Here is an 18970-nt window from a genome sequence, read left to right as displayed (position 1 = left end):
TTGCAGCCGAGTGGCTAGCGAATCCTAAAATTTGTAGTTGATTTGTGCGGCGCTGATAATTGCACCACCAGTAGAGGTGAATGAGCTGCCGTCCTCGGTAAAGGTGGCTTCTTTGCCGTCGAGATAGGTCAGGCCAACATCAAATGTCATCTTCGGACTATAGGTATAGGTTGCACCTGCCGAGTACCAGTAACGATCGGTATCAGGGATACTCAGGGTTGATTTACCGGCTTGCTCGTCGAAGGCAAAACCGGCGCGAAGGGTCCAGGTTGGATTGAGGATATAGGTTGCCCCGATGGAGTAGCGGGAGTTATCGTCGTAATCTTCGTCTTTCAGCAAGCAAACCCCGGCTTGGCCATTATAACCAGGGGTACACTGATCACCGGTACCACGTAACTCTTCGAATTTACTGTACTGTATCCACTGAATACCATAGTGGACGGCCCATTGGCTATTTAGAGCGTGATAACCGGAGAACTCGGCAATCGCAGGTAGCACAACAGAGAGTGAGCCGGGAACGGTATTATTGGGAGTTCCTGTAATAACGCCGAGATAATCGGTAAAATCACCATCAAAATCAAGGTCAACTTGCGAGCGATAGCTCAGACCGAAACGGTGATCATCATTGATTTCATAGAGAGCACCGACATTCCAGCCCCAGCCAGTGGTATCGCCTTCCATTTTTATACTTTGATCACTCGGTTTTCCACCATCAACAGCAGTAGCCATTGACCCTAAAAAACGTGTGAGCTCGGCATCGCCATAGACGAGGCTGACACCTGCGCCGATGCTGAAATGTTCATTGATCCGATAGGCAATATTCGGGTTGAAATTCAGTGTAATAAGGGAGGTCTCACCAGCTGAGGAGCCAGCATTAAAATCTGCCGGATATTCTGTTGCTACCCCGTAGTTGGAAAACAGTGCCAATCCGACAGCGAAGCGATCGTTGATAGGATGAATATAGTAACCCGCCGGAACGATTCCTAAGGGTGCCACGTCTTTTGCTGTCTGACCGAAATCATTATCTTCAACATCGATATCAGGGTCAACGATACTGATCGCACCTGAAAATTCTGCGGTTTTGAAAAGGGTCATTGCGGCAGGGTTACGGGCCAGTACCGATGCATTATCCGCTACGGCGGCTTCGCCGGAGAACGCCCTACCTAAGCCTGAAGCAGAATGTTCGTTAACCTGAAAGCCAGCTGCGTTGACATTGACAGATATTAATGCCGCGGTTACGGCTACGGCAGTGAGTGTTATTTTTCTGGACATTATTATATTTGCCTCTCTGATCTTTGCTTCTTGTTCTTCGTTCCATGAAGGAAAAACAAATTAATGAAATACGGCTTCATGCAGAATCAGAAAACACCGGCTCTATGCTTAACGCGCTCAGAACAAGGCATGTTGTTCAGGCATAGTGGCTTCACATCATTATGATACGAGGTGATTACGTAGGCGCGACCAGTCTTCCATAGAATCAATCTGAAACAATATGAAACAGTATTACGCAGTATAAGGATGAAAAATATAAATGTTAAGCCGTTGTAACACGTTGTTTTTGTGAGAAATGAGCAATTGAATGGTATATTATTAAATTATGTTTAAAACACATGTTTTAAATAAATTGGGTGTTTGAAAACATGTTTCTAAAAGCCCAGCACAGCTGGACTCATAGGAGGTCTGATGAGTTTTGCGTGTTTAATTTTTAAGACACTTCATTTTTTTCTGTTTGAGGTTTAAAAAGTCGCTGTTTGCCTAATTCTTTCATTTGTTAACGGACTCACAAAAAAATATCAATCAGGCGTATTGAGTAATTACTCTAAAATGCCGAAAAGATAGCTACTAGTGTGGTCCGATGAGTTTGTTATTCTTTAAGCTTGAGGTTCTTCGCTTTTTTCTTCTGCAGAATCAAAAAGTGGCCATCCACCTAATTTCTTCCATTTGTTAACAATCTCACAGAATAATTCTGCTGTGCGTTCTGTGTCATAGAGCGCGGAGTGAGCTTCCTTGTTGTCAAACGGGATCCCGGCGGTGCTACAGGCCTTGGCCAATACTGTCTGGCCGAATGCCAAGCCGCTCAACGCTGCCGTATCGAAGGTCGCAAATGGGTGGAAGGGATTGCGTTTTAGCTTGGCTCGCTCAGAAGCCGCCATTACAAAGCTGTGATCAAAGTTGGCGTTATGGGCAACCATGATTGCACGGGAGCAACCTGCCGCTTTTTGTTCTTTACGGATCTGCTTGTAGATCTCTTTTAGCGCAGCATCTTCAGAGACCGCACCACGAAGCGGACTGAACGGATCCCGGATCCCGTTAAACTCCAGCGCCTCTTTGTGGATCACTGCGCCTTCAAATGGTGTGATGTGATAATGGATAGTCGAAGCAGGCTTTAGCCAGCCTTCTTCATCCATCTGCAGGGTAACTGCACAGATTTCGAGCAAGGCATCTGTTTTGGCATTAAAGCCGGCAGTCTCTACATCAATGACGACGGGAAAGTAGCCGCGAAAGCGACTTTTAAGGGTGTTTAGTTCGTTATCTTGGCTCATAGCACTGCGGTTGATAAAAATGAAGAGCGCATTATGTCAGATTCATTCCGGGAGCTAAACCTTAATTCATAGCGGGGAAACTGCACCTAAAGATTTTTTCGTCAGATCCGATACAATAGTCAGCATTACGATTGAGCTGGTGGTAGGAATATGGGCAATACAACAACATCATTGTGCTTGGCAGGCGCATTGCTAGCCGCTGCGACAGTATGTAGTCCGGTGATGGCAAGCAAACAATATGTCGCTACGCCTGCGCAATCGAGCTGGAAGGTCGCTGTTGATACCCCGCTGGAATGTCGTATGCTGCATAAGATACCCAATTACGGTGAAGCTCAGTTTACCTCCCGAGCGAGTAAAAAAATCAACCTGGATTTTGAACTCAAGATGCGCCGCCCCATGGGGGAAACACGCGATGTGAGCCTTGTCTCGATGCCACCGCGCTGGATGCCGGGTGATGCGGCTGAGCCGATCACTAAAATTACCTTCTTCAAACAGTTTGATGGCTATATTGGTGGGCAAATGGCTTGGACTATGCTTACCGAGCTTGAGAGCGGGCGCTATCCAACGCTAAGTTATCAGGACTGGCAGCATAGAAATAAGCGTATTGAAGTCGGGCTTTCTGCGGTATCGTTCCAGACACCCTATCAGCAATTTAGTCAGTGTATAGATAATTTGCTGCCCTACAGCTTCGATGATATCGCCTTTACTGTTCTCCATTATGATCATGATAGCGATGAGCTGAATAAAGCCTCGCGCAAGCGCCTGGCTCAGATCAGTGACTTTGTCCGATATAGTGATGATGTTGATTTGGTATTGGTGGCGACCTATACCGATTCGCGAGGTGGCAAGAACGTCAATCAGGCCTTGTCTGAACGACGGGCCAAGAAGCTGGAAGAGTATTTTATGGCAATGGGTTTGCCGAAAGATCGGATCCAGGTTGAGGCTTACGGCAAGCGTCGACCTATTGCCGATAATGAAACGCCAATCGGGCGTAATCAAAACCGCCGGGTAGTGATTTCGCTTGGCCGGACATTAATCTAGCTGAAATCTAAGCCCCTAATATAGCAAAGCGAGATACTCAGTGTATCTCGCTTTTTTGATCCTAGTTCATAGTACCTATCAGGCTATAGTGTCATTCAAGTTCAGCCGTCTCAGTGAAGACGGAACTTGGCGATCAGCTCGCACTGATTGCTGATATTGATATGCTCAAGCTGCCGGGCAACCGCCGGGTTAGGATGTCGCTTTAGGAATGAGATCAAAGCGGATTTACAGCATCCAAGAGTATCAATAAATGCATCACATTCCTTGCGAGGACACTGAGGAATAAGTGCCATTACTTGCTCAGAGGCAAGCTGTAAGTACTTAAGCTCATACTCGTTGTCGCCAGCTTTTCGCCAAAAAGAGGCCAGATTATGACAAGAGGTGATTTTGATGGTCAGTAAGTCCTCAAGCTCTTCGCGCGTCCCCTGAACCGGTTCTAGCTGTTGTGATTCGGCCAAAGCGAGTTGGTAATGAATCACTGACATCATTGGCTTGTTATTCTCTTCGGCCTCTGCGGCCAGCAACGTATGCCGTTCCCAGCGTGATACATCCATGATTCTTCCTTAGATTATTGCTGCTGTAATGCCTCGACAAAATGCTGTTCGACTTGCTGCCAGTCAACAACATGCCACCATGCGTCGATGTATTCCGGACGTTTGTTCTGGTAGCTGATGTAGTAGGCATGCTCCCAGACATCGAGTGCAAGAATCGGCTCCCCGCAATTATCGACAACATCCATCAGCGGGTTGTCCTGGTTGCTGGTGGAAGAGATTTCCAACCGCCCGTCGTTGACGCACAGCCAGATGAATCCAGAACCGAAGTGGTTGGCCGCTGCCTCGGAGAAAGCTGTTTTGAAATGTTCAAAGCTGCCGAAGTGGCAGTTAATCGCTTCGCCAAGTAGGCCGCCGGGTTGCCCGCCGCCATTGGGGGACATGCACTGCCAGTATAGGTTGTGGTTGAAAAAGCCTCCGCCGTGATTTCTGACAGCGGGAGGTTGTCGGGATACCGTGGCAAAAATCTCATGAAGAGGTTGTTGTTCCAGCTCGGTGCCAGCAATCGCAGTGATAAATTTATCGAAGTAGGTTTTATGATGGCGGCTATAGTGAATTTCCATCGTTTTGGCATCGATATACGGTTCGAGTGCATTATAAGGATAAGGTAGTTCTGGAAAGTTGAATGACATGACCGTTCTCTCTTGGTTTTTTTAGTATACTAATGAGAATAAATATCATTATCAACCCTGCTTTTTATGATGCCTTTCCACTTTCTTAATTTTGGAGCTGAAGTAACTGCCGAAAGAGCTAAATTGAGATGGGTATAGAGATAAACATACTAAGAAAGGGCGGTGGTAGTTATGAAAAAGCTTTTGTTGGTACTCATGTTCGGTTCTGGCTTGGTATTTGCCGATGACTCGGTGATAGACAGTGATGCCGAAAGAGTCAAAGAGGAATTAGCCCGTGAAGTGTCGGCAAAACAGATTACGTTAGAGCAAGCTGATGAAATGGAGCTTAATCGCGCTGATACGTATGAAGTTACCAGTACAGTAAGTGTTGAAAATCTGGAGCTGCAAATTGCCGAGAAGCTGAAAGATAGTGTGATGCCTTTCTACTCCATAGAGTTTAATGACCCTAATAAAGACAATGAATACCGCGCGACTGTCGTAGAGTACTTCGGTAAAGTGGAGTAGTGATGGTATGTGTAAGCAAAGCCTGTTCTAGCAGGCTTTGCTGTTTCTATTAGCGGTGCTTAACTGCGCTGAATTAACTCGATTTTGTAGCCATCCGGGTCGGTAACGAATGCAATGTGTGTATTTCCGCCTTTCACCGGGCCAGGTTCACGGCTCACGTTGCCCCCTGAAGCTTTAATGGCATCACAGGTTGCGTAAATGTCTTCAACACCAATTGCGATATGGCCGAAAGCATCACCCATTTCGTATTCGGTTGTTCCCCAGTTATAGGTCAGCTCGATGACGGCACCTGTTGATTCATCGCCATAGCCAACAAAGGCCAGGGTATATTTATAGGCCTCATTGTCACGCTTGCGAAGTAGCTGCATACCCATGATATCTGTATAAAACTGAATAGAGCGATCGAGATCGCCTACGCGCAGCATAGTATGAAGAATGCGTCCGTTAGCCATAGTGCCTCCAGTGTGTGTGGTGCTGAATCCAAGTATTATAATAAAGCAAGTTAATGACGTTCAATTGTCGTTTAGATTTTAAAACGTTCTAAATGTTCTTTCATCACTTGCATTTGCCTGTGAGAGTTGTCGGCAGTATTTGTTGAAGCAATGGCCTGGTCTAAAGACCCTTGAGCCATTTCTGAAATACGCTGTGTATTGGTATTAATCTCATCACTTACGATACGTTGTTGGTTTGCAGCTGTCGCTATTTGCTCATTACCTTCTTTAATTTTTTTTATCGCTGCCACTAGGTGTTGAAAGGCTTCTTTTGTTTTATGGGCTTCACTGAGTGTTATTTCTGATGAAGACTGGCTGGCAGTCATTTTATCTACTGCTTGTGAAGCCGACTGTTGCAGGTTGTGAAGCATCGATTCTATTTCGCGAGTGCTTGTCTGCGTTTTAGAAGCCAGGCCTCGAACTTCATCAGCAACAACCGCAAATCCGCGGCCATGTTCTCCAGCCCGAGCTGATTCAATCGCGGCATTCAGCGCTAATAAATTGGTTTGTTCGGCAATGGTGCGAATAACATCAATAACATGAGTTATATCGGAAATGTCACTTTCTAATTGCCTGACCATTGAGGATGATTCGCTAATATCCAGCTCAAGTTTGGTAATTGCATTGAAAGTCATATTAATTGCATCATTACCAATATTTGTTTGTGTTTGGGCCTGCTCTGAATATCTTTGGGCATTATTAGCCTGGGTTGTGACATCTTGGGCAGAGTTGGCAAATTCATGAACGGATAACAACACATTTTGAGTTTCATTTTGCTGAACCGTCATTAAGGAATTGGTCTGATGTGCCTGGTGCTGTAGTTCAATAAGGTTTTCTGAAACTTGTTTGCTTTCATCTACAACATTTCTTAAAGTGTGGTGAAGTGAGTCAATAAAATAATCGAAATTATGGCAAAGTTGGCCCAGTTCATCGTTATTGGTGACGGCAAGACGAACGGTTAGGTCTCCATTACCTTTTGTTAGGTCAATTACTTGATTACTAAGTAGTTTTATACGTTGACTGAAGTAGCGAGCTGTACAGACGGCGGTTAGAATAACGATGAAAGCGGTTAAGAGGCCAATTATCAGGATGTAATAATAAGATTGAGTTGACTCAGAGGCTGACTGCATTAGTAGTATCTGCTCTGAGTCTAATAACTCTTTGTGAACTACTTTTGCCGAAGAAATTGTGGTGTCTAGAGTCTTATTGATTTTATCAATTCTTTGTTTGTATATATTTTCGGACAGTTCATGAGGAGTGTTCATGATAACGTCCATCTCTTGTTTTAATTGCTCAATATTACGAACGGCCACCTCTATAGCATCAATTGAGATAGAGGTTCCTGGGATCCCTGCGGCTTCTTTGGCGAAGGCAATACGAGGAGCTGATTTATAAATATTGCTATCGTAATCTTCTTTAGCTTTTTTTCTCTGCTTATCTGAAGAGGCCAAAACATAGCTTTTCATGGCATCCATTGCCTGAAATATATCTTTGTTTCCATCTTCATGACGAAGTAGAGCCGGGCTGATTGTTGCGAAAATATACCCGGTTATTCGGTTCTGTTGCTCGATTTGTCTGGTACCGATAAAGCTGCCAAGCAAAATAAGCAGAGAAATTAAAAGGCTAGGGAAAAGCAAGCGTTGAGATATTGATAAGTTATTGAACATAATAACACCACTAAGGCACCTCTACACTGAAGGTAGAGTAAGAAAAAACGATCATTTTTCAAATTGTATGACTTATGCTGGTGCTTTCATATTGAGTGAGGAATAGTGAATTACGTTGTGCGACAGTTGCCTCGCAATTCACAGAACTCCTTTTTAGATGTGTCACATTGGGTATAAAAACAGGTTAACGGCTTCTTAATGACAGCCGTTAACGGTGGTTACTCGCCAGGGTAAACTTTATCTTTGAATTCGCACAGGTCTTCAATAACACAGCTGCCGCAGCGGGGCTTGCGGGCCACACAGGTATAGCGGCCGTGTAGTATCAACCAGTGATGGACATCAACCTTGAATTCCTTCGGAACCACTTTTAGTAGCTTCTGCTCGACTTGATCAACGTTTTTACCCATTGCGAATTTGGTCCGGTTTGAGACCCGGAAAATATGGGTATCGACGGCGATGGTAGGCCAGCCGAATGCGGTGTTAAGGACGACATTGGCCGTTTTACGGCCGACACCTGGCAGAGCCTCCAGGGCTTCGCGGTTTTCAGGGACTTCCCCGCCGTGTTGTTCGAGCAGGATCCTGCAAGTCTTAATGACGTTCTCAGCCTTGGAGTTAAACAGGCCGATGGTCTTGATATATTCCTTTACGCCCTCGACACCCAGATCGAACATGGCCTGAGGAGTGTTGGCGACAGGATAGAGTTTGTCGGTGGCCTTGTTGACGCTGACATCTGTGGCCTGTGCTGACAGAAGAACCGCAATCAGTAGTTCAAAAGGTGAGCTCCAGTTGAGTTCGGTTTCCGGGTGCGGATTCTCTGCCCGCAGACGTTCAAGGATCTGAACGCGTTTTTCATTGTTCATGCTTGCTTCCTAACAACTGTTGGCTGTTGCCGCAGTAAGCTATTCCTCTGGTGTAGGGCCAGAAACAGGTTGAGCCGCCTGTAGGTATGTAGCTAACTGCGGTTTATAGTATGTTTTGTAAGGTTGAACGTTTAGTTGGCCGAGGTAACTCGTGCCCGTTCAATTTCTGGTTTGGCTTCAGCATCAGCCGCTTTCTGTTCGCGTTTTTTATCAATTACATTCTTGAGTGCGATGATAAAGCCGACACCAATAAAGGCACCGGGCGGTAGCATTGCCAACAAGAAGTTACTGTCAAAGCTGAATACTTCGATTCGCAATGATGCTGCCCAGTCACCCAGCAGGCGGTCAGCACCGTCGAACAAGGTACCATTTCCCAGAATTTCGCGCATTGCGCCTAGCACCACCAGGGTTGAGGTAAGACCCAGCCCCATCCACAAACCATCTAACACAGCAGGCATAGGTTCGTTTTTGGAGGCGAAAGATTCTGCGCGGCCAATAATAATACAGTTAGTCACGATCAACGGGATGAAGATCCCCAGTGACTGGTAAAGCCCGTAAGTGAAGGCATTCATCAGTAACTGGACACAGGTAACCAGTGCCGCGATGATCATTACGAATACCGGGATCCGAACTTCTGACGGCACCCATTGACGAACCAGTGAAACGATCAGGTTCGATCCGATGAGCACTGCCGTGGTAGCAAGCCCGAGGCCAAGGGCATTGGTGACAGTTGCCGATACGGCCAGAAGAGGACAGAGTCCCAGTAACTGAACGATAGCCGGGTTGTTATCCCACAGGCCATTTTTCATCAATTCTTTATTTATGCTCATGAGTGGCCCTGACAATTCAGAGGTTGATTAAACAATTCCTGTTGGTAGCGCTGGTAATACAGCGATACTTTCTTCACAGCACCGACAACAGCACGCGGAGTAATGGTTGCACCGGTAAACTGGTCAAAATTACCGCCGTCTTTGCGTACTGCCCAGCTGGCATCTTTTTCACCCTGAAGTTTCTTGCCGGTAAAGCTGTAAATCCAGTCGGTTATCCGGGTATCAATTTTATCGCCAAGCCCCGGGGTTTCATTGTGGCTTAGGACACGCACACCCGTGACGACACCTGAGGTATCAAGGCCGACGATAATTTTGATGGCTCCGTTGTAACCGCCGGGCGCAATAGCTTCAATCGCAACACCCGACACTTCACCTTCTTTTTCAGCCAGGTAAGCCGGCATTGGCGTAGAGGTGCCGAGATATTGCTCATTGGTGACTAGGGTGCAGCTTTTGTAGAGCTCGTTGTCATGGTTTTCAGCAGGGATCACCTGGTTCAGAACCTTAAGCAGCTCCTTTTGTTGCTGCTCTTGAATTCTTCCGGCAGTCAGCAGTTGGGTAACAGATACTAGCAGGGTAGCAAGCAGGGCAAATACTGCCAGTACACCGCTGTTTTTTTTCATTGCAATCAGCATGCTTGCTCCTATAAGTGGCCGTATGTTCGTGGGCGTGTGTAGTAATCGATCATAGGTACACACATGTTTGCCAGCAACACGCTGAACGCGACACCGTCAGGGAAGCCACCCCAGGTTCGGATGAGGTAAACCAGGATCCCGATTAAGGCACCAAAAATCAGACGACCTTTGACTGTGGTCGATGCCGATACAGGATCGGTGGCAATAAAGAATGCCCCGAGCATAGTAGCACCAGAGAATAGGTGGATGATGGGTGATGCCGTACCGTCTGGGTTGAACAGGAAGGCAATGGTGCTGATCACAAATAATGCGCCCAGCATACCGACAGGGATCTGCCACTGAATAATGCGTAACTTCAGCAGTAGCAAGCCACCCAGCAAGAAGCCAACATTTACCCACTCCCAACCAATACCGGCAATCATACCGAAGATTGGGCTCGCGAGAGTTTCAGTAGTGGTATGGCCGGTTGTCAGTGATGTCTTTAGAGTGTCCAAAGGGGTTGCCATGGTTATCCCGTCAACGGACATCCTGAGCTGATGTACACTGAACCCGTCCTGGGTAAAGCCGGTAAATACTGTATACAGGCTATCAAGCAGCGACACTGGAGCGGCGCTGATTGAAGAGGGAGGAAGCCAGGTTGTCATCTGCACCGGAAAGGAAATCAGCAAGACAACATAGGCTACCATCGCAGGGTTGAAGAGGTTCTGTCCGAGACCGCCATATAAGTGCTTGGCGATAACAATTGCAAAGACAACACCGATCACCGTGATCCACCAGGGAGCCAGCGGTGGGATTGAAATACCAACCAGGATACCGGTAAGCAGCGCACTGTTATCGCGCAGATAAGGTAATGCCGGGCGCTTACGCAAAACCAGTATTGCAGCTTCAGAGGCGAGCGCTACCAAAGAAGCCAGAATAACCTGGATCAATACACCCCAGCCAAAGAAGAACCATTGGGCAGCAATACCCAGGGCCGAACAAAGAATGACAGTACGCATGATATCGCTGGTACTGCGTCGGCTATGTGTATGGGGTGAGCTGGCAATATTAAAAGCCACGATTAGTTATCCTCGTTATTCTGTTGTGTATCTTTTGCTGCCTGTTGGGCAGCCTTGCGGGCTTTGGCGCGGGCAACAGCAGCAGCGACAGCGGCTTTCTTCGGATCGACGTCTTCCTCAGTGACTGTGCTGACTGGCTCGTCCTGCGTTTGCTCCGCCTGTGCTTCAGYTTCTTTGGCAGCCTTGCGAGCCTTGCGRGCCTTGGCGCGGGCAACGGCAGCAGCGACAGCGGCTTTCTTCGGATCGACGTCTTCCTCAGTGACTGTGCTGACTGGCTCGTCCTGCGTTTGCTCCGTCTGAGCTTCAGCTTCTTTGGCAGCCTTACGGGCCTTGGCGCGGGCAATGGCAGCAGCGACAGCGGCCTTCTTCGGATCAGCTTCGGTAGCTGCAGGCTCTGGTGTTTCCTGAGCCTGCTCAGACGCTTGAGCGGCTTTACGAGCTTTGGCACGGGCAATGGCAGCAGCGACAGCGGCTTTCTTCGGATCAGCCTCAGCTTCGGTCGCTGCAGGCTCAGGTTTTTCCTGAGCTTGCTCAGACGCTTGCGCGGCTTTGCGGGCCTTGGCACGTGCAATGGCAGCAGCAACAGCCGCTTTTTTCGGATCAGCCTCAGCTTCGGTCGCTGCAGGCTCAGGTTTTTCCTGAGCTTGCTCAGACGCTTGCGCGGCTTTACGGGCCTTGGCACGTGCGATGGCAGCAGCAACAGCTGCTTTCTTCGGATCAGCCTCAGMTTCGGTCGCTGCAGGCTCAGGTTTTTCCTGAGCAGCTTCAGACGCTTGCGCGGCTTTACGAGCCTTGGCCCGTGCAATGGCAGCAGCAACGGCAGCTTTCTTCGGATCAGCCTCAGCTTCGGTCGCTGCAGGCTCAGGTTTTTCCTGAGCTTGCTCAGACGCTTGCGCAGCTTTACGAGCCTTGGCACGTGCGATGGCAGCGGCTACTGCATCTTTTTTAGCATCGCCTGTTGTTTCCGATGCTGGCGTATCAGCGGTACTTTCTGCCTGTTTGGTAGCTTTTCGCTCGCGAGCCAGGCGCTTGCGTTCTTCGCGAAGTTTTGCCATCTCCGTATTGTCAGGCAAAGTCTCTTGAGAAACTTGGCTGTCACCGGACTGGGCTGCAGCCTGCTTGGCTTTTGCCCGGGCAATCGCTGCTGCAACTGCTGGTTTCTTGTCGGTGTCGGCATTGGTGCTGGCCGCTGCTTGTTTGGCTTTAACACGTGCTATAGCAGCAGCAACCGCATCATCGCCTCCGGAAGCTGCCATTTCTTTGCGGCGATCATCAGCTGCTTTCTTAAAGCGGTTCTCTCGCTCAGCCTTGTCCCGCTCTAAACGGGCTTTCTTGGCTTCAAAGCGTTGTTTGGCTCGCTCGGCATTCTCTTCATCTTGCTTACGCTGACGAATTTCAGCTTTGGCCTGGCGATAGTATTGAACCAGCGGGATTTCACTTGGGCAGACATACGCACAGGCTCCGCATTCAATACAGTCAAAGAGATTGTATTCCTCGCATTTGGCATAGTCCTGATCTTTGGCATACCACTGTAGCTGTTGCGGTAGCAGGGAGACCGGACAGGCCTCGGCACACGCTGTACAGCGGATGCAGGACATTTCATGGTTTGTCGGAGAAATTTCCTTGCGTGTCGGAGCCAGAATACAGTTGGCAATCTTGGTGATTGGAACATCACAGTGTGGCAGGGTAAAACCCATCATCGGGCCACCCATGATCACGCGTGGTAGTTTCTTATCGGCTTTATAGCCAAAACGCTCCAGCAGGAAATTTACCGGTGTTCCTAGCAATGCCCAGGTGTTGCCAGGCTGTTTGAACGTTTTGCCGGTGACGGTAACAACACGCTGAATCAAGGGTTCGCCGTCAACTACGGCACGCTTGATTGCATGCGTGGTTCCCACATTATGCATCATGATGCCAATGTCGGCAGGTATCCCTTTAGTCGGAACCTCTTTGCCTGTCAGCACCTTGATTAACTGCTTCTCGCCACCGGAAGGGTATTTGGTCGGGATTGCACGAATAACAATACCGTCATCTTCGCTGATACAGCGTTGAAGCGCCTCGATTGCTTCCGGCTTGTTATCTTCGATACCGATGATAGTGAGCTTGGGGACAAGGATATGATTCAGGATCCGAATGCCTTCAACGACATCGCGAGCGTTATCTTGCATCAGGCGATCGTCGGCAGTGATATATGGTTCGCACTCAGCAGCATTAATGATCAGGATATCTGTTTTTCCCAAACCACTTTGAAGTTTACGGCCGGCTGGAAAACCTGCACCGCCCATGCCGGAGATCCCTTGGAGGCGGATATGATCAATCAGATCTGCTGTTTCAGTCTGGCGATAGTCAGCGATGATTGTTTTCTCACCCCAGGTATCATTGCCATCCGGCTCAATAATGATACAAAGATCAGATAAGCCGGAAGGGTGGGCGATAGTATGAGGTTTTACCGCCTTAATTGTGCCTGAAGTCGGGGCGTGAACCGGTACACTCAGTGCTACGTCGGCATGCGTCAGTGGCTGACCTTTGAGTACTTTGTCTCCGGCTGTGACTAAGACATCACCAACGGCGCCGATGTGCTGTTTTAGGGGCAGCACCAGCTCACCAGGGATCTTGGCTTCGGCAATTTCAGAATGGCTGGACAGGGCTTTTTGCTCTGGTGGGTGAATCCCGCCCGGGAAGTCCCATAGCTGACCCTGTTTTATTTGTTCGATGATTGACAGCATGGTTACTCTACCTTGTTGGCGCTTGTATCAGCAGGAATATTGACGACGGGGATTTTGTTAAGCTCCCACTTCCAGCTTTCCGGGGTCATTTCTACCGGAACCATTTCGATACAGTCGGTCGGACAAGGTGCCACACAAAGATCGCAACCGGTACACTCATCTTTGATGACGGTGTGTAGCGCTTTAGTGCCGCCGACGATCGCATCAACAGGACATGCCTGAATGCACTTGGTACAGCCGATGCACATGTCTTCATGGATAAATGCGACTTTTTTCAGGCCTTTGTCATCATCGTGAGCCGAATCCTGAACATCTACCCCCATCAAATCAGCCAGTTTCTCTATGGTTTGCTGGCCGCCGGGAGGGCATTTGTTAATATCATCACCGTTGGCAATGGCTTCCGCGTAAGGACGGCAGCCAGGGTAACCGCACTGGCCGCACTGAGTTTGCGGCAAAATGCTATCGATTTGCTCGACAATCGGATCGGCTTCTACCTTGAAGCGGATCGAGGCAAAGCCAAGGACCAGACCGAAAATCGCGGCAAGTACTGCGATTGCAATAACTGCAATTAATATTCCGCTCATTTTATAGTTTCACCAATCCAGTAAAGCCCATAAAGGCAAGAGACATTAGACCGGCTGTGATCATGGCGATTGAGGCGCCTCTAAAAGGACTCGGAACATCTGCTGCGGCAATGCGCTCACGCATAGAAGCAAACAGCACCAAGACCAGCGAGAAGCCAATAGCAGCACCGAAGCCATACACCACAGATTCAATGAAATTGTGGCGTTCGTTGATATTCAGGAGCGCAACCCCCAAAACCGCACAGTTTGTCGTGATTAGTGGCAGGAATATTCCCAGCAGACGATAAAGCGTCGGGCTGGTTTTATGGACGACCATCTCGGTAAACTGAACCACGACAGCGATCACCAGAATGAAGCTAAGTGTTCGAAGGTATTGAATGCCAAGAGGGACGAGGATATAGGCTTCAACAAGATACGCGCATACGGATGCCAGGGTAAGTACAAACGTTGTTGCCAAACCCATGCCAATTGCTGTTTCCAGTTTTTTAGACACGCCCATGAACGGGCAAAGGCCTAAAAATTTTACCAGTACAAAGTTGTTAACTAACACTGTACCGACAAGTAGTAGTAGGTATTCAGTCATACCGTCTTAATTATAATTTGCTAGAGATCTGCATATTATCTTCCTTTGCACAAGCTATAACAACTCTTGTCTTGCAGGGTTTTTCAATATTGCTGATTTTTTCATCAGTTATTACTTGGTTAAGCCCGAATTAAGAAGAAAGGTTTATGGATGCCATGCACAATATCGTGTGTATTGTCTGATTGATATTTGCAGTGTGTCGACATGCATTCAGGGCTACTAGACATGATTGTTGAGCATATGTATGACAATTGTGATTGCCTTTTGAATATGTGTGCCTGCGGATGTAAGTGTGTTGTTTTCGTTTTTGATTAACGGCTGTACTTTAGTGATAGGTACTGCATAAATGACCGTTCAGTGGTTTTATATGTGGCAACTGGGCGTAAAATCAAAAAAACAACACCAGCGTTCAACACCAATGAGAAACAGTATGCTGGTGCATTGGTGCTGGCCGTTATCAAGTATTCGTAAGGGGATAAAGATGGATATCTTAATGTTGAGCAACGGCAAGATCGCCGGAAACGAACATGTTATGGAATTTGCCGGTGAAGCCATCATCGAACAGGTACAACGCACCGGCGCCAAAAACTGGGTGCTGATCCCGTATGCGGTTATTCGTTCAAGTCATGATGATCGTGTGGCCATGGTTCAGCAGACATTTGATGCTCTCGCACTGGACTGCCAGGTTACAGGCCTTCATCAGGCTGATGATCCTGTTGCTGCGCTACAGGCGGCAGATGGCATTTTGGTGAGTGGCGGAAATACTTGGGTCCTGAACAAGACACTGCATGACTTGGGGCTTGTCGGTCCAATACGCAAAGCTGTGCTTGGCCGGGGTGTTCCTTATATCGGCTGGAGTGCCGGTACGAACATTACCTGTCCGACGATTCGTACTACCAACGATATGCCAATTATTACCGGTGCCGTATTGCCGTCACTGAATTTGGTACCGTTCCAAATCAACCCGCATTATCTGGAAGCGAAAGTAGAAGGTCATAACGGGGAAACCCGGGATGAGCGCATTCAGGAGTTTCTGGAGGTGAACAAGCACGAACCTGTTATTGGTATTCCTGAAGGGACCTGGCTGCATTTGCATAACGGTCAGCTTAGTTATCACAGTGCAAACGGCAAGGATCTCAAGCTCTTTAGCTATGGAAACGAGCCAGTATATTATTCTGAGCAGGAGGATATTCAGTTTCTGATGGCGCACAGCTGCTAGATAGCTTCTAAGCATAAGATAACGGCAGGCTACGGCTTGCCGTTTTTTGTCGAGGCGAGTGGATACCGATAATAACAGTGCAAAACTGATTTCTAAAATTGCGATTAAAATTCACTTGATTTTGTTCGGCCCAGACTTGGCAAGGGGTTAGGTGAGTTATCCACGGAAACTGTGGATAAGTGTGTTGATGGATGCTTGGAAAAAGCCGTGATGGCGACAGGTAGAGCGCTGTGGTTATATTTTGTACAGCATGGTCGTAGGAAGAATAAATAGTTGTATTATAGCGATATAGGAATAAACGGCAGAATATATATGAATCAATTAGAATAAATACTTTAGAGAATGCCAAGTATACGGTTGCTTGTGAATTGATTTGAATCAATTGTGGGAAAAGCTGTGGATGATCGCTCTTGAAGAGAGTGTTTTTGAGGGATTTTATAGGCTTTTAATCGCCAACCTGAAGTATAGCTGAACAAAGTCATTCTTGTTCGTGGGCGGTGATAATACGCCTAAGGATAAAATTGTTCAATCCCTGATTTTAAATTTTTTGCGCTTTTTTCTTCCCGCTGAAAAGCAATCGTTTTGACTGAGGGGAAATGGACAGAGGTGGGGGGATGGGAAGGTGAACAAGCCTGATTATTGACAAGCCTTGTCATAACAGCAAAATGTCCCATAAGTCCTCCTTACTACGGAACTTCAGTATGAGCAAAACGTTTAATTTATCTTCCCGCTTTTCTCCTTCCGGCGATCAGCCCACAGCAATTAATCAGTTGCTGGAAGGCTTGGATGCGGGGCTTGCTCACCAGACATTACTGGGGGTGACGGGATCGGGGAAGACTTTTACCGTAGCCAATGTCATAGCAGAAGCGGATCGGCCAACCTTGATCCTTGCCCCCAATAAAACACTGGCGGCTCAGCTCTATGGCGAAATGAAGGAGTTTTTTCCGGATAACGCCGTGGAATACTTTGTTTCGTACTATGACTATTACCAGCCGGAAGCTTATGTTCCGACGACCGATACCTTTATAGAGAAAGATGCGTCGGTGAATGCCCATATTGAGCAGATGCGCCTATCGGCAACCAAGGCTCTGATGGAGCGACGTGACGTTATTATTATTGCTTCCGTCTCTGCGATTTATGGCCTCGGTGATCCGGACTCATACCTTAAGATGATGTTGCATGTTCGCCGTGGCGATATGTTGGACCAACGGGATATTCTTCGCCGACTGGCTGAACTGCAATACACCCGGAACGATATTGCCTTTGAGCGAGGTACTTTCCGTGTCCGGGGCGAAGTCATTGATATTTTTCCGGCTGAATCGGAAAAAAATGCGGTACGGATTGAACTGTTCGATGACGAGGTGGATTGCATCAGCGCATTTGATCCGCTGACGGGAGCCGTACTTCAGCGTGACCTGCCTCGCTGCACTATTTATCCAAAGACTCACTATGTCACACCGCGTGAACGTATTCTTGAAGCGGTAGAAAAAATCAAAGTTGAGCTCGAGGTACGTAAAAAACAACTTTTAGAAAATAACAAGCTAGTGGAAGAGCAGCGCATAGCTCAGCGCACCCAGTTTGATATTGAAATGATGAATGAGCTGGGCTTTTGTTCGGGGATCGAAAACTACTCGCGCTACCTCAGTGGCCGAGCGGAGGGAGAGCCGCCTCCGACATTGTTTGATTACCTGCCGGCCGATGGCCTGCTTATCATTGATGAGTCGCATGTTACCGTCTCGCAAATTGGTGCCATGTACCGTGGTGACCGCTCTCGTAAGGAAAATCTTGTCGAGTACGGTTTTCGATTGCCGTCTGCCCTCGACAACCGTCCGCTTAAGTTTGAGGAGTTTGAGTCGCTGGCACCGCAGACCCTCTACGTTTCTGCAACGCCGGGAAACTATGAAATCGAGCAGTCGGGTGGTGATATTGCCGAGCAGGTTGTGCGCCCGACAGGACTGCTTGATCCACAGATTGAAGTTCGTCCGGTGGCGACCCAGGTTGATGACTTGTTGTCAGAGATTAGGATCCGCGAGGCCAAAGGCGAACGGGTGCTGGTTACGACACTGACAAAGAGGATGGCAGAGGATCTGACCGAGTACCTGGATGAGCATGGTGTCAGGGTACGTTATCTTCATTCGGATATTGATACGGTTGAGCGGGTCGAGATCATTCGGGACCTGCGTCTGGGTGAGTTTGATGTACTGGTAGGGATAAACTTGCTGCGAGAAGGCCTGGATATGCCTGAGGTTTCCCTGGTGGCGATTCTTGATGCTGATAAAGAGGGGTTCCTTCGCTCGGAGCGTTCGCTGATCCAGACCATCGGACGTGCAGCCCGAAACCTTGAAGGTAAGGCAATATTGTATGCTGATCGCATAACGGGCTCGATGGAGCGGGCTATGAACGAAACCAATCGCCGTCGAGAAAAGCAGCAAGCCTATAATGAAGAGCGCGGCATTGTTCCTAAGGCGCTTAACAAGGCGGTATCGGATATCATGGAATTAGGTCAGCCGGGTAAGCGTCGCAAGCCAAATAAGGCGGCCCAGCTTCATCAGGTTGCCGAACAGAAAGGTACGTATACGACGATGTCACCACAGCAGCTGGAAATTGAGATTCAGCAGCTGGAATCAGAAATGTATGACTTGGCACAGAACCTGGAATTTGAGAAAGCCGCTGAATTGCGCGATAAGATCCACTCGATGCGAGAGCAGTTCATCGTAAACAGCTAACGTCACAAGGGCCTGGTTAGGCTCTTTTACTCCTCCCGACCCCCATAAAAAAAAAGCCAACCGAGAACAGATTCGGTTGGCGTCATTGTTTTAGTGAAATAATTCCACAAACAACGTCAGTTGGCTAGGTTGACTCTCAGGAAAGAGTCAATTTAATTAATGCAGACTCCGTGCCAACTTTTTTGACCCCGATAATTGGACTTTTTTGCGACGCTTCACGAGTAATTTGTCACCGTTTTCTTTATCTATCGCGTTGTTATTTGCATTTTGCAAATCAATATGCGATTCATAATAGGAGTTTAGAAAATTTGAAATTTCTCATA

At 47.9% G+C, this 18970-nt stretch carries 18 protein-coding genes; 4 read left to right on the top strand and 14 right to left on the bottom strand.

Annotation, left to right across the window (positions count from 1 at the left end; translation table 11 throughout):
- Window positions 1-24 precede the first annotated feature (24 nt).
- Both EIZ48_RS02720 and rnt read right to left on the bottom strand, forming a co-directional pair.
- On the bottom strand, window positions 25-1272 hold the full coding sequence (locus EIZ48_RS02720; protein WP_160648595.1) for an outer membrane protein transport protein: 1248 nt from the start codon (window positions 1270-1272) through the stop codon (window positions 25-27).
- A 599-nt stretch (window positions 1273-1871) separates the two neighbouring features.
- Window positions 1872-2543 (bottom strand): ribonuclease T, encoded by a 672-nt coding sequence (gene rnt / locus EIZ48_RS02715; protein ID WP_160648594.1) that lies wholly within the window; start codon window positions 2541-2543, stop codon window positions 1872-1874.
- A gap of 150 nt (window positions 2544-2693) precedes the next feature.
- Between rnt and motY the strand changes: the two genes are divergently transcribed.
- Entirely contained in the window at window positions 2694-3584 is an 891-nt protein-coding gene (motY, locus tag EIZ48_RS02710; RefSeq protein ID WP_160648593.1) for a flagellar protein MotY, read from the top strand.
- A 110-nt stretch (window positions 3585-3694) separates the two neighbouring features.
- Here the strand turns inward: motY and EIZ48_RS02705 are convergent, their stop codons facing one another.
- On the bottom strand, window positions 3695-4138 hold the full coding sequence (locus EIZ48_RS02705; protein WP_160648592.1) for a DUF2753 domain-containing protein: 444 nt from the start codon (window positions 4136-4138) through the stop codon (window positions 3695-3697).
- A 14-nt stretch (window positions 4139-4152) separates the two neighbouring features.
- A complete protein-coding gene (locus EIZ48_RS02700; protein ID WP_160648591.1) occupies window positions 4153-4767 on the bottom strand; it encodes a superoxide dismutase in 615 nt (204 codons plus the stop codon).
- Window positions 4768-4938: 171 nt separating this feature from the next.
- Here EIZ48_RS02700 and EIZ48_RS02695 point away from each other — a divergent pair, with 171 nt between their 5' ends.
- Window positions 4939-5271: a hypothetical protein gene (locus tag EIZ48_RS02695; RefSeq protein WP_240152849.1), complete on the top strand. Its 333-nt coding sequence runs from the start codon at window positions 4939-4941 to the stop codon at window positions 5269-5271.
- A 59-nt stretch (window positions 5272-5330) separates the two neighbouring features.
- On the opposite strand, the gene gloA is transcribed toward EIZ48_RS02695, so the two are convergent.
- The 9 genes from gloA to rsxA all read right to left on the bottom strand — a co-directional run bounded on the left by gloA (window position 5331) and on the right by rsxA (window position 14702).
- Entirely contained in the window at window positions 5331-5723 is a 393-nt protein-coding gene (gloA, locus tag EIZ48_RS02690; RefSeq protein ID WP_160648590.1) for a lactoylglutathione lyase, read from the bottom strand.
- 71 nt (window positions 5724-5794) lie between these two features.
- Complete coding sequence (locus EIZ48_RS02685) at window positions 5795-7429, bottom strand: methyl-accepting chemotaxis protein (protein WP_160648589.1); 1635 nt, start codon at window positions 7427-7429, stop codon at window positions 5795-5797.
- A gap of 218 nt (window positions 7430-7647) precedes the next feature.
- The gene (gene nth, locus EIZ48_RS02680; protein WP_160648588.1) at window positions 7648-8289 is read right to left on the bottom strand and encodes an endonuclease III; all 642 of its coding nucleotides are present in this window, start codon (window positions 8287-8289) and stop codon (window positions 7648-7650) included.
- 131 nt (window positions 8290-8420) lie between these two features.
- Window positions 8421-9119: an electron transport complex subunit E gene (locus tag EIZ48_RS02675; protein WP_160648587.1), complete on the bottom strand. Its 699-nt coding sequence runs from the start codon at window positions 9117-9119 to the stop codon at window positions 8421-8423.
- Window positions 9116-9751, bottom strand: coding sequence for an electron transport complex subunit RsxG (rsxG, locus tag EIZ48_RS02670; RefSeq protein ID WP_160648586.1), 636 nt, complete (start codon window positions 9749-9751; stop codon window positions 9116-9118). The genes EIZ48_RS02675 and rsxG overlap by 4 nt, the downstream gene beginning before the upstream one ends.
- 8 nt (window positions 9752-9759) lie before the next feature.
- A complete protein-coding gene (rsxD, locus tag EIZ48_RS02665) occupies window positions 9760-10809 on the bottom strand; it encodes an electron transport complex subunit RsxD (RefSeq protein ID WP_160648585.1) in 1050 nt (349 codons plus the stop codon).
- Window positions 10810-10811: 2 nt separating this feature from the next.
- Window positions 10812-13535: an electron transport complex subunit RsxC gene (gene rsxC, locus EIZ48_RS02660; protein ID WP_160648584.1), complete on the bottom strand. Its 2724-nt coding sequence runs from the start codon at window positions 13533-13535 to the stop codon at window positions 10812-10814.
- 2 nt (window positions 13536-13537) lie between these two features.
- A complete protein-coding gene (gene rsxB / locus EIZ48_RS02655; RefSeq protein ID WP_075764791.1) occupies window positions 13538-14119 on the bottom strand; it encodes an electron transport complex subunit RsxB in 582 nt (193 codons plus the stop codon).
- A 1-nt stretch (window position 14120) separates the two neighbouring features.
- Window positions 14121-14702, bottom strand: a complete 582-nt coding sequence (gene rsxA, locus EIZ48_RS02650; RefSeq protein WP_160648583.1) for an electron transport complex subunit RsxA — start codon at window positions 14700-14702, stop codon at window positions 14121-14123.
- 481 nt (window positions 14703-15183) lie between these two features.
- Here rsxA and pepE point away from each other — a divergent pair, with 481 nt between their 5' ends.
- Window positions 15184-15921: a dipeptidase PepE gene (gene pepE, locus EIZ48_RS02645; RefSeq protein ID WP_160648582.1), complete on the top strand. Its 738-nt coding sequence runs from the start codon at window positions 15184-15186 to the stop codon at window positions 15919-15921.
- A 509-nt stretch (window positions 15922-16430) separates the two neighbouring features.
- Here the strand turns inward: pepE and EIZ48_RS02640 are convergent.
- Window positions 16431-16595 carry a hypothetical protein gene (locus EIZ48_RS02640; RefSeq protein WP_160648581.1) on the bottom strand — a complete coding sequence of 55 codons (165 nt, stop codon included), beginning with the start codon at window positions 16593-16595 and terminating at the stop codon, window positions 16431-16433.
- A gap of 27 nt (window positions 16596-16622) precedes the next feature.
- Here EIZ48_RS02640 and uvrB point away from each other — a divergent pair, with 27 nt between their 5' ends.
- On the top strand, window positions 16623-18647 hold the full coding sequence (gene uvrB, locus EIZ48_RS02635) for an excinuclease ABC subunit UvrB (RefSeq protein WP_160648580.1): 2025 nt from the start codon (window positions 16623-16625) through the stop codon (window positions 18645-18647).
- The last annotated feature ends 323 nt before the right edge of the window (window positions 18648-18970 follow it).

Origin of the sequence: Photobacterium alginatilyticum, assembly GCF_009910675.1 — a bacterium.
GTDB lineage: Bacteria > Pseudomonadota > Gammaproteobacteria > Enterobacterales > Vibrionaceae > Photobacterium > Photobacterium alginatilyticum.
This window is presented reverse-complemented; position numbering and strand designations above follow the sequence as displayed.

Bases quoted from the DNA above. Each gene is read 5' to 3' on its own strand.
- EIZ48_RS02720 (WP_160648595.1), bottom strand. From the start codon at position 1,272: ATGTCCAGAAAAATAACACTCACTGCCGTAGCCGTAACCGCGGCATTA.
- rnt (WP_160648594.1), bottom strand. From the start codon at position 2,543: ATGAGCCAAGATAACGAACTAAACACCCTTAAAAGTCGCTTTCGCGGC.
- motY (WP_160648593.1), top strand. From the start codon at position 2,694: ATGGGCAATACAACAACATCATTGTGCTTGGCAGGCGCATTGCTAGCC.
- EIZ48_RS02705 (WP_160648592.1), bottom strand. From the start codon at position 4,138: ATGGATGTATCACGCTGGGAACGGCATACGTTGCTGGCCGCAGAGGCC.
- EIZ48_RS02700 (WP_160648591.1), bottom strand. From the start codon at position 4,767: ATGTCATTCAACTTTCCAGAACTACCTTATCCTTATAATGCACTCGAA.
- EIZ48_RS02695 (WP_240152849.1), top strand. From the start codon at position 4,939: ATGAAAAAGCTTTTGTTGGTACTCATGTTCGGTTCTGGCTTGGTATTT.
- gloA (WP_160648590.1), bottom strand. From the start codon at position 5,723: ATGGCTAACGGACGCATTCTTCATACTATGCTGCGCGTAGGCGATCTC.
- EIZ48_RS02685 (WP_160648589.1), bottom strand. From the start codon at position 7,429: ATGTTCAATAACTTATCAATATCTCAACGCTTGCTTTTCCCTAGCCTT.
- nth (WP_160648588.1), bottom strand. From the start codon at position 8,289: ATGAACAATGAAAAACGCGTTCAGATCCTTGAACGTCTGCGGGCAGAG.
- EIZ48_RS02675 (WP_160648587.1), bottom strand. From the start codon at position 9,119: ATGAGCATAAATAAAGAATTGATGAAAAATGGCCTGTGGGATAACAAC.
- rsxG (WP_160648586.1), bottom strand. From the start codon at position 9,751: ATGCTGATTGCAATGAAAAAAAACAGCGGTGTACTGGCAGTATTTGCC.
- rsxB (WP_075764791.1), bottom strand. From the start codon at position 14,119: ATGAGCGGAATATTAATTGCAGTTATTGCAATCGCAGTACTTGCCGCG.
- rsxA (WP_160648583.1), bottom strand. From the start codon at position 14,702: ATGACTGAATACCTACTACTACTTGTCGGTACAGTGTTAGTTAACAAC.
- pepE (WP_160648582.1), top strand. From the start codon at position 15,184: ATGGATATCTTAATGTTGAGCAACGGCAAGATCGCCGGAAACGAACAT.
- EIZ48_RS02640 (WP_160648581.1), bottom strand. From the start codon at position 16,595: ATGGGACATTTTGCTGTTATGACAAGGCTTGTCAATAATCAGGCTTGT.
- uvrB (WP_160648580.1), top strand. From the start codon at position 16,623: ATGAGCAAAACGTTTAATTTATCTTCCCGCTTTTCTCCTTCCGGCGAT.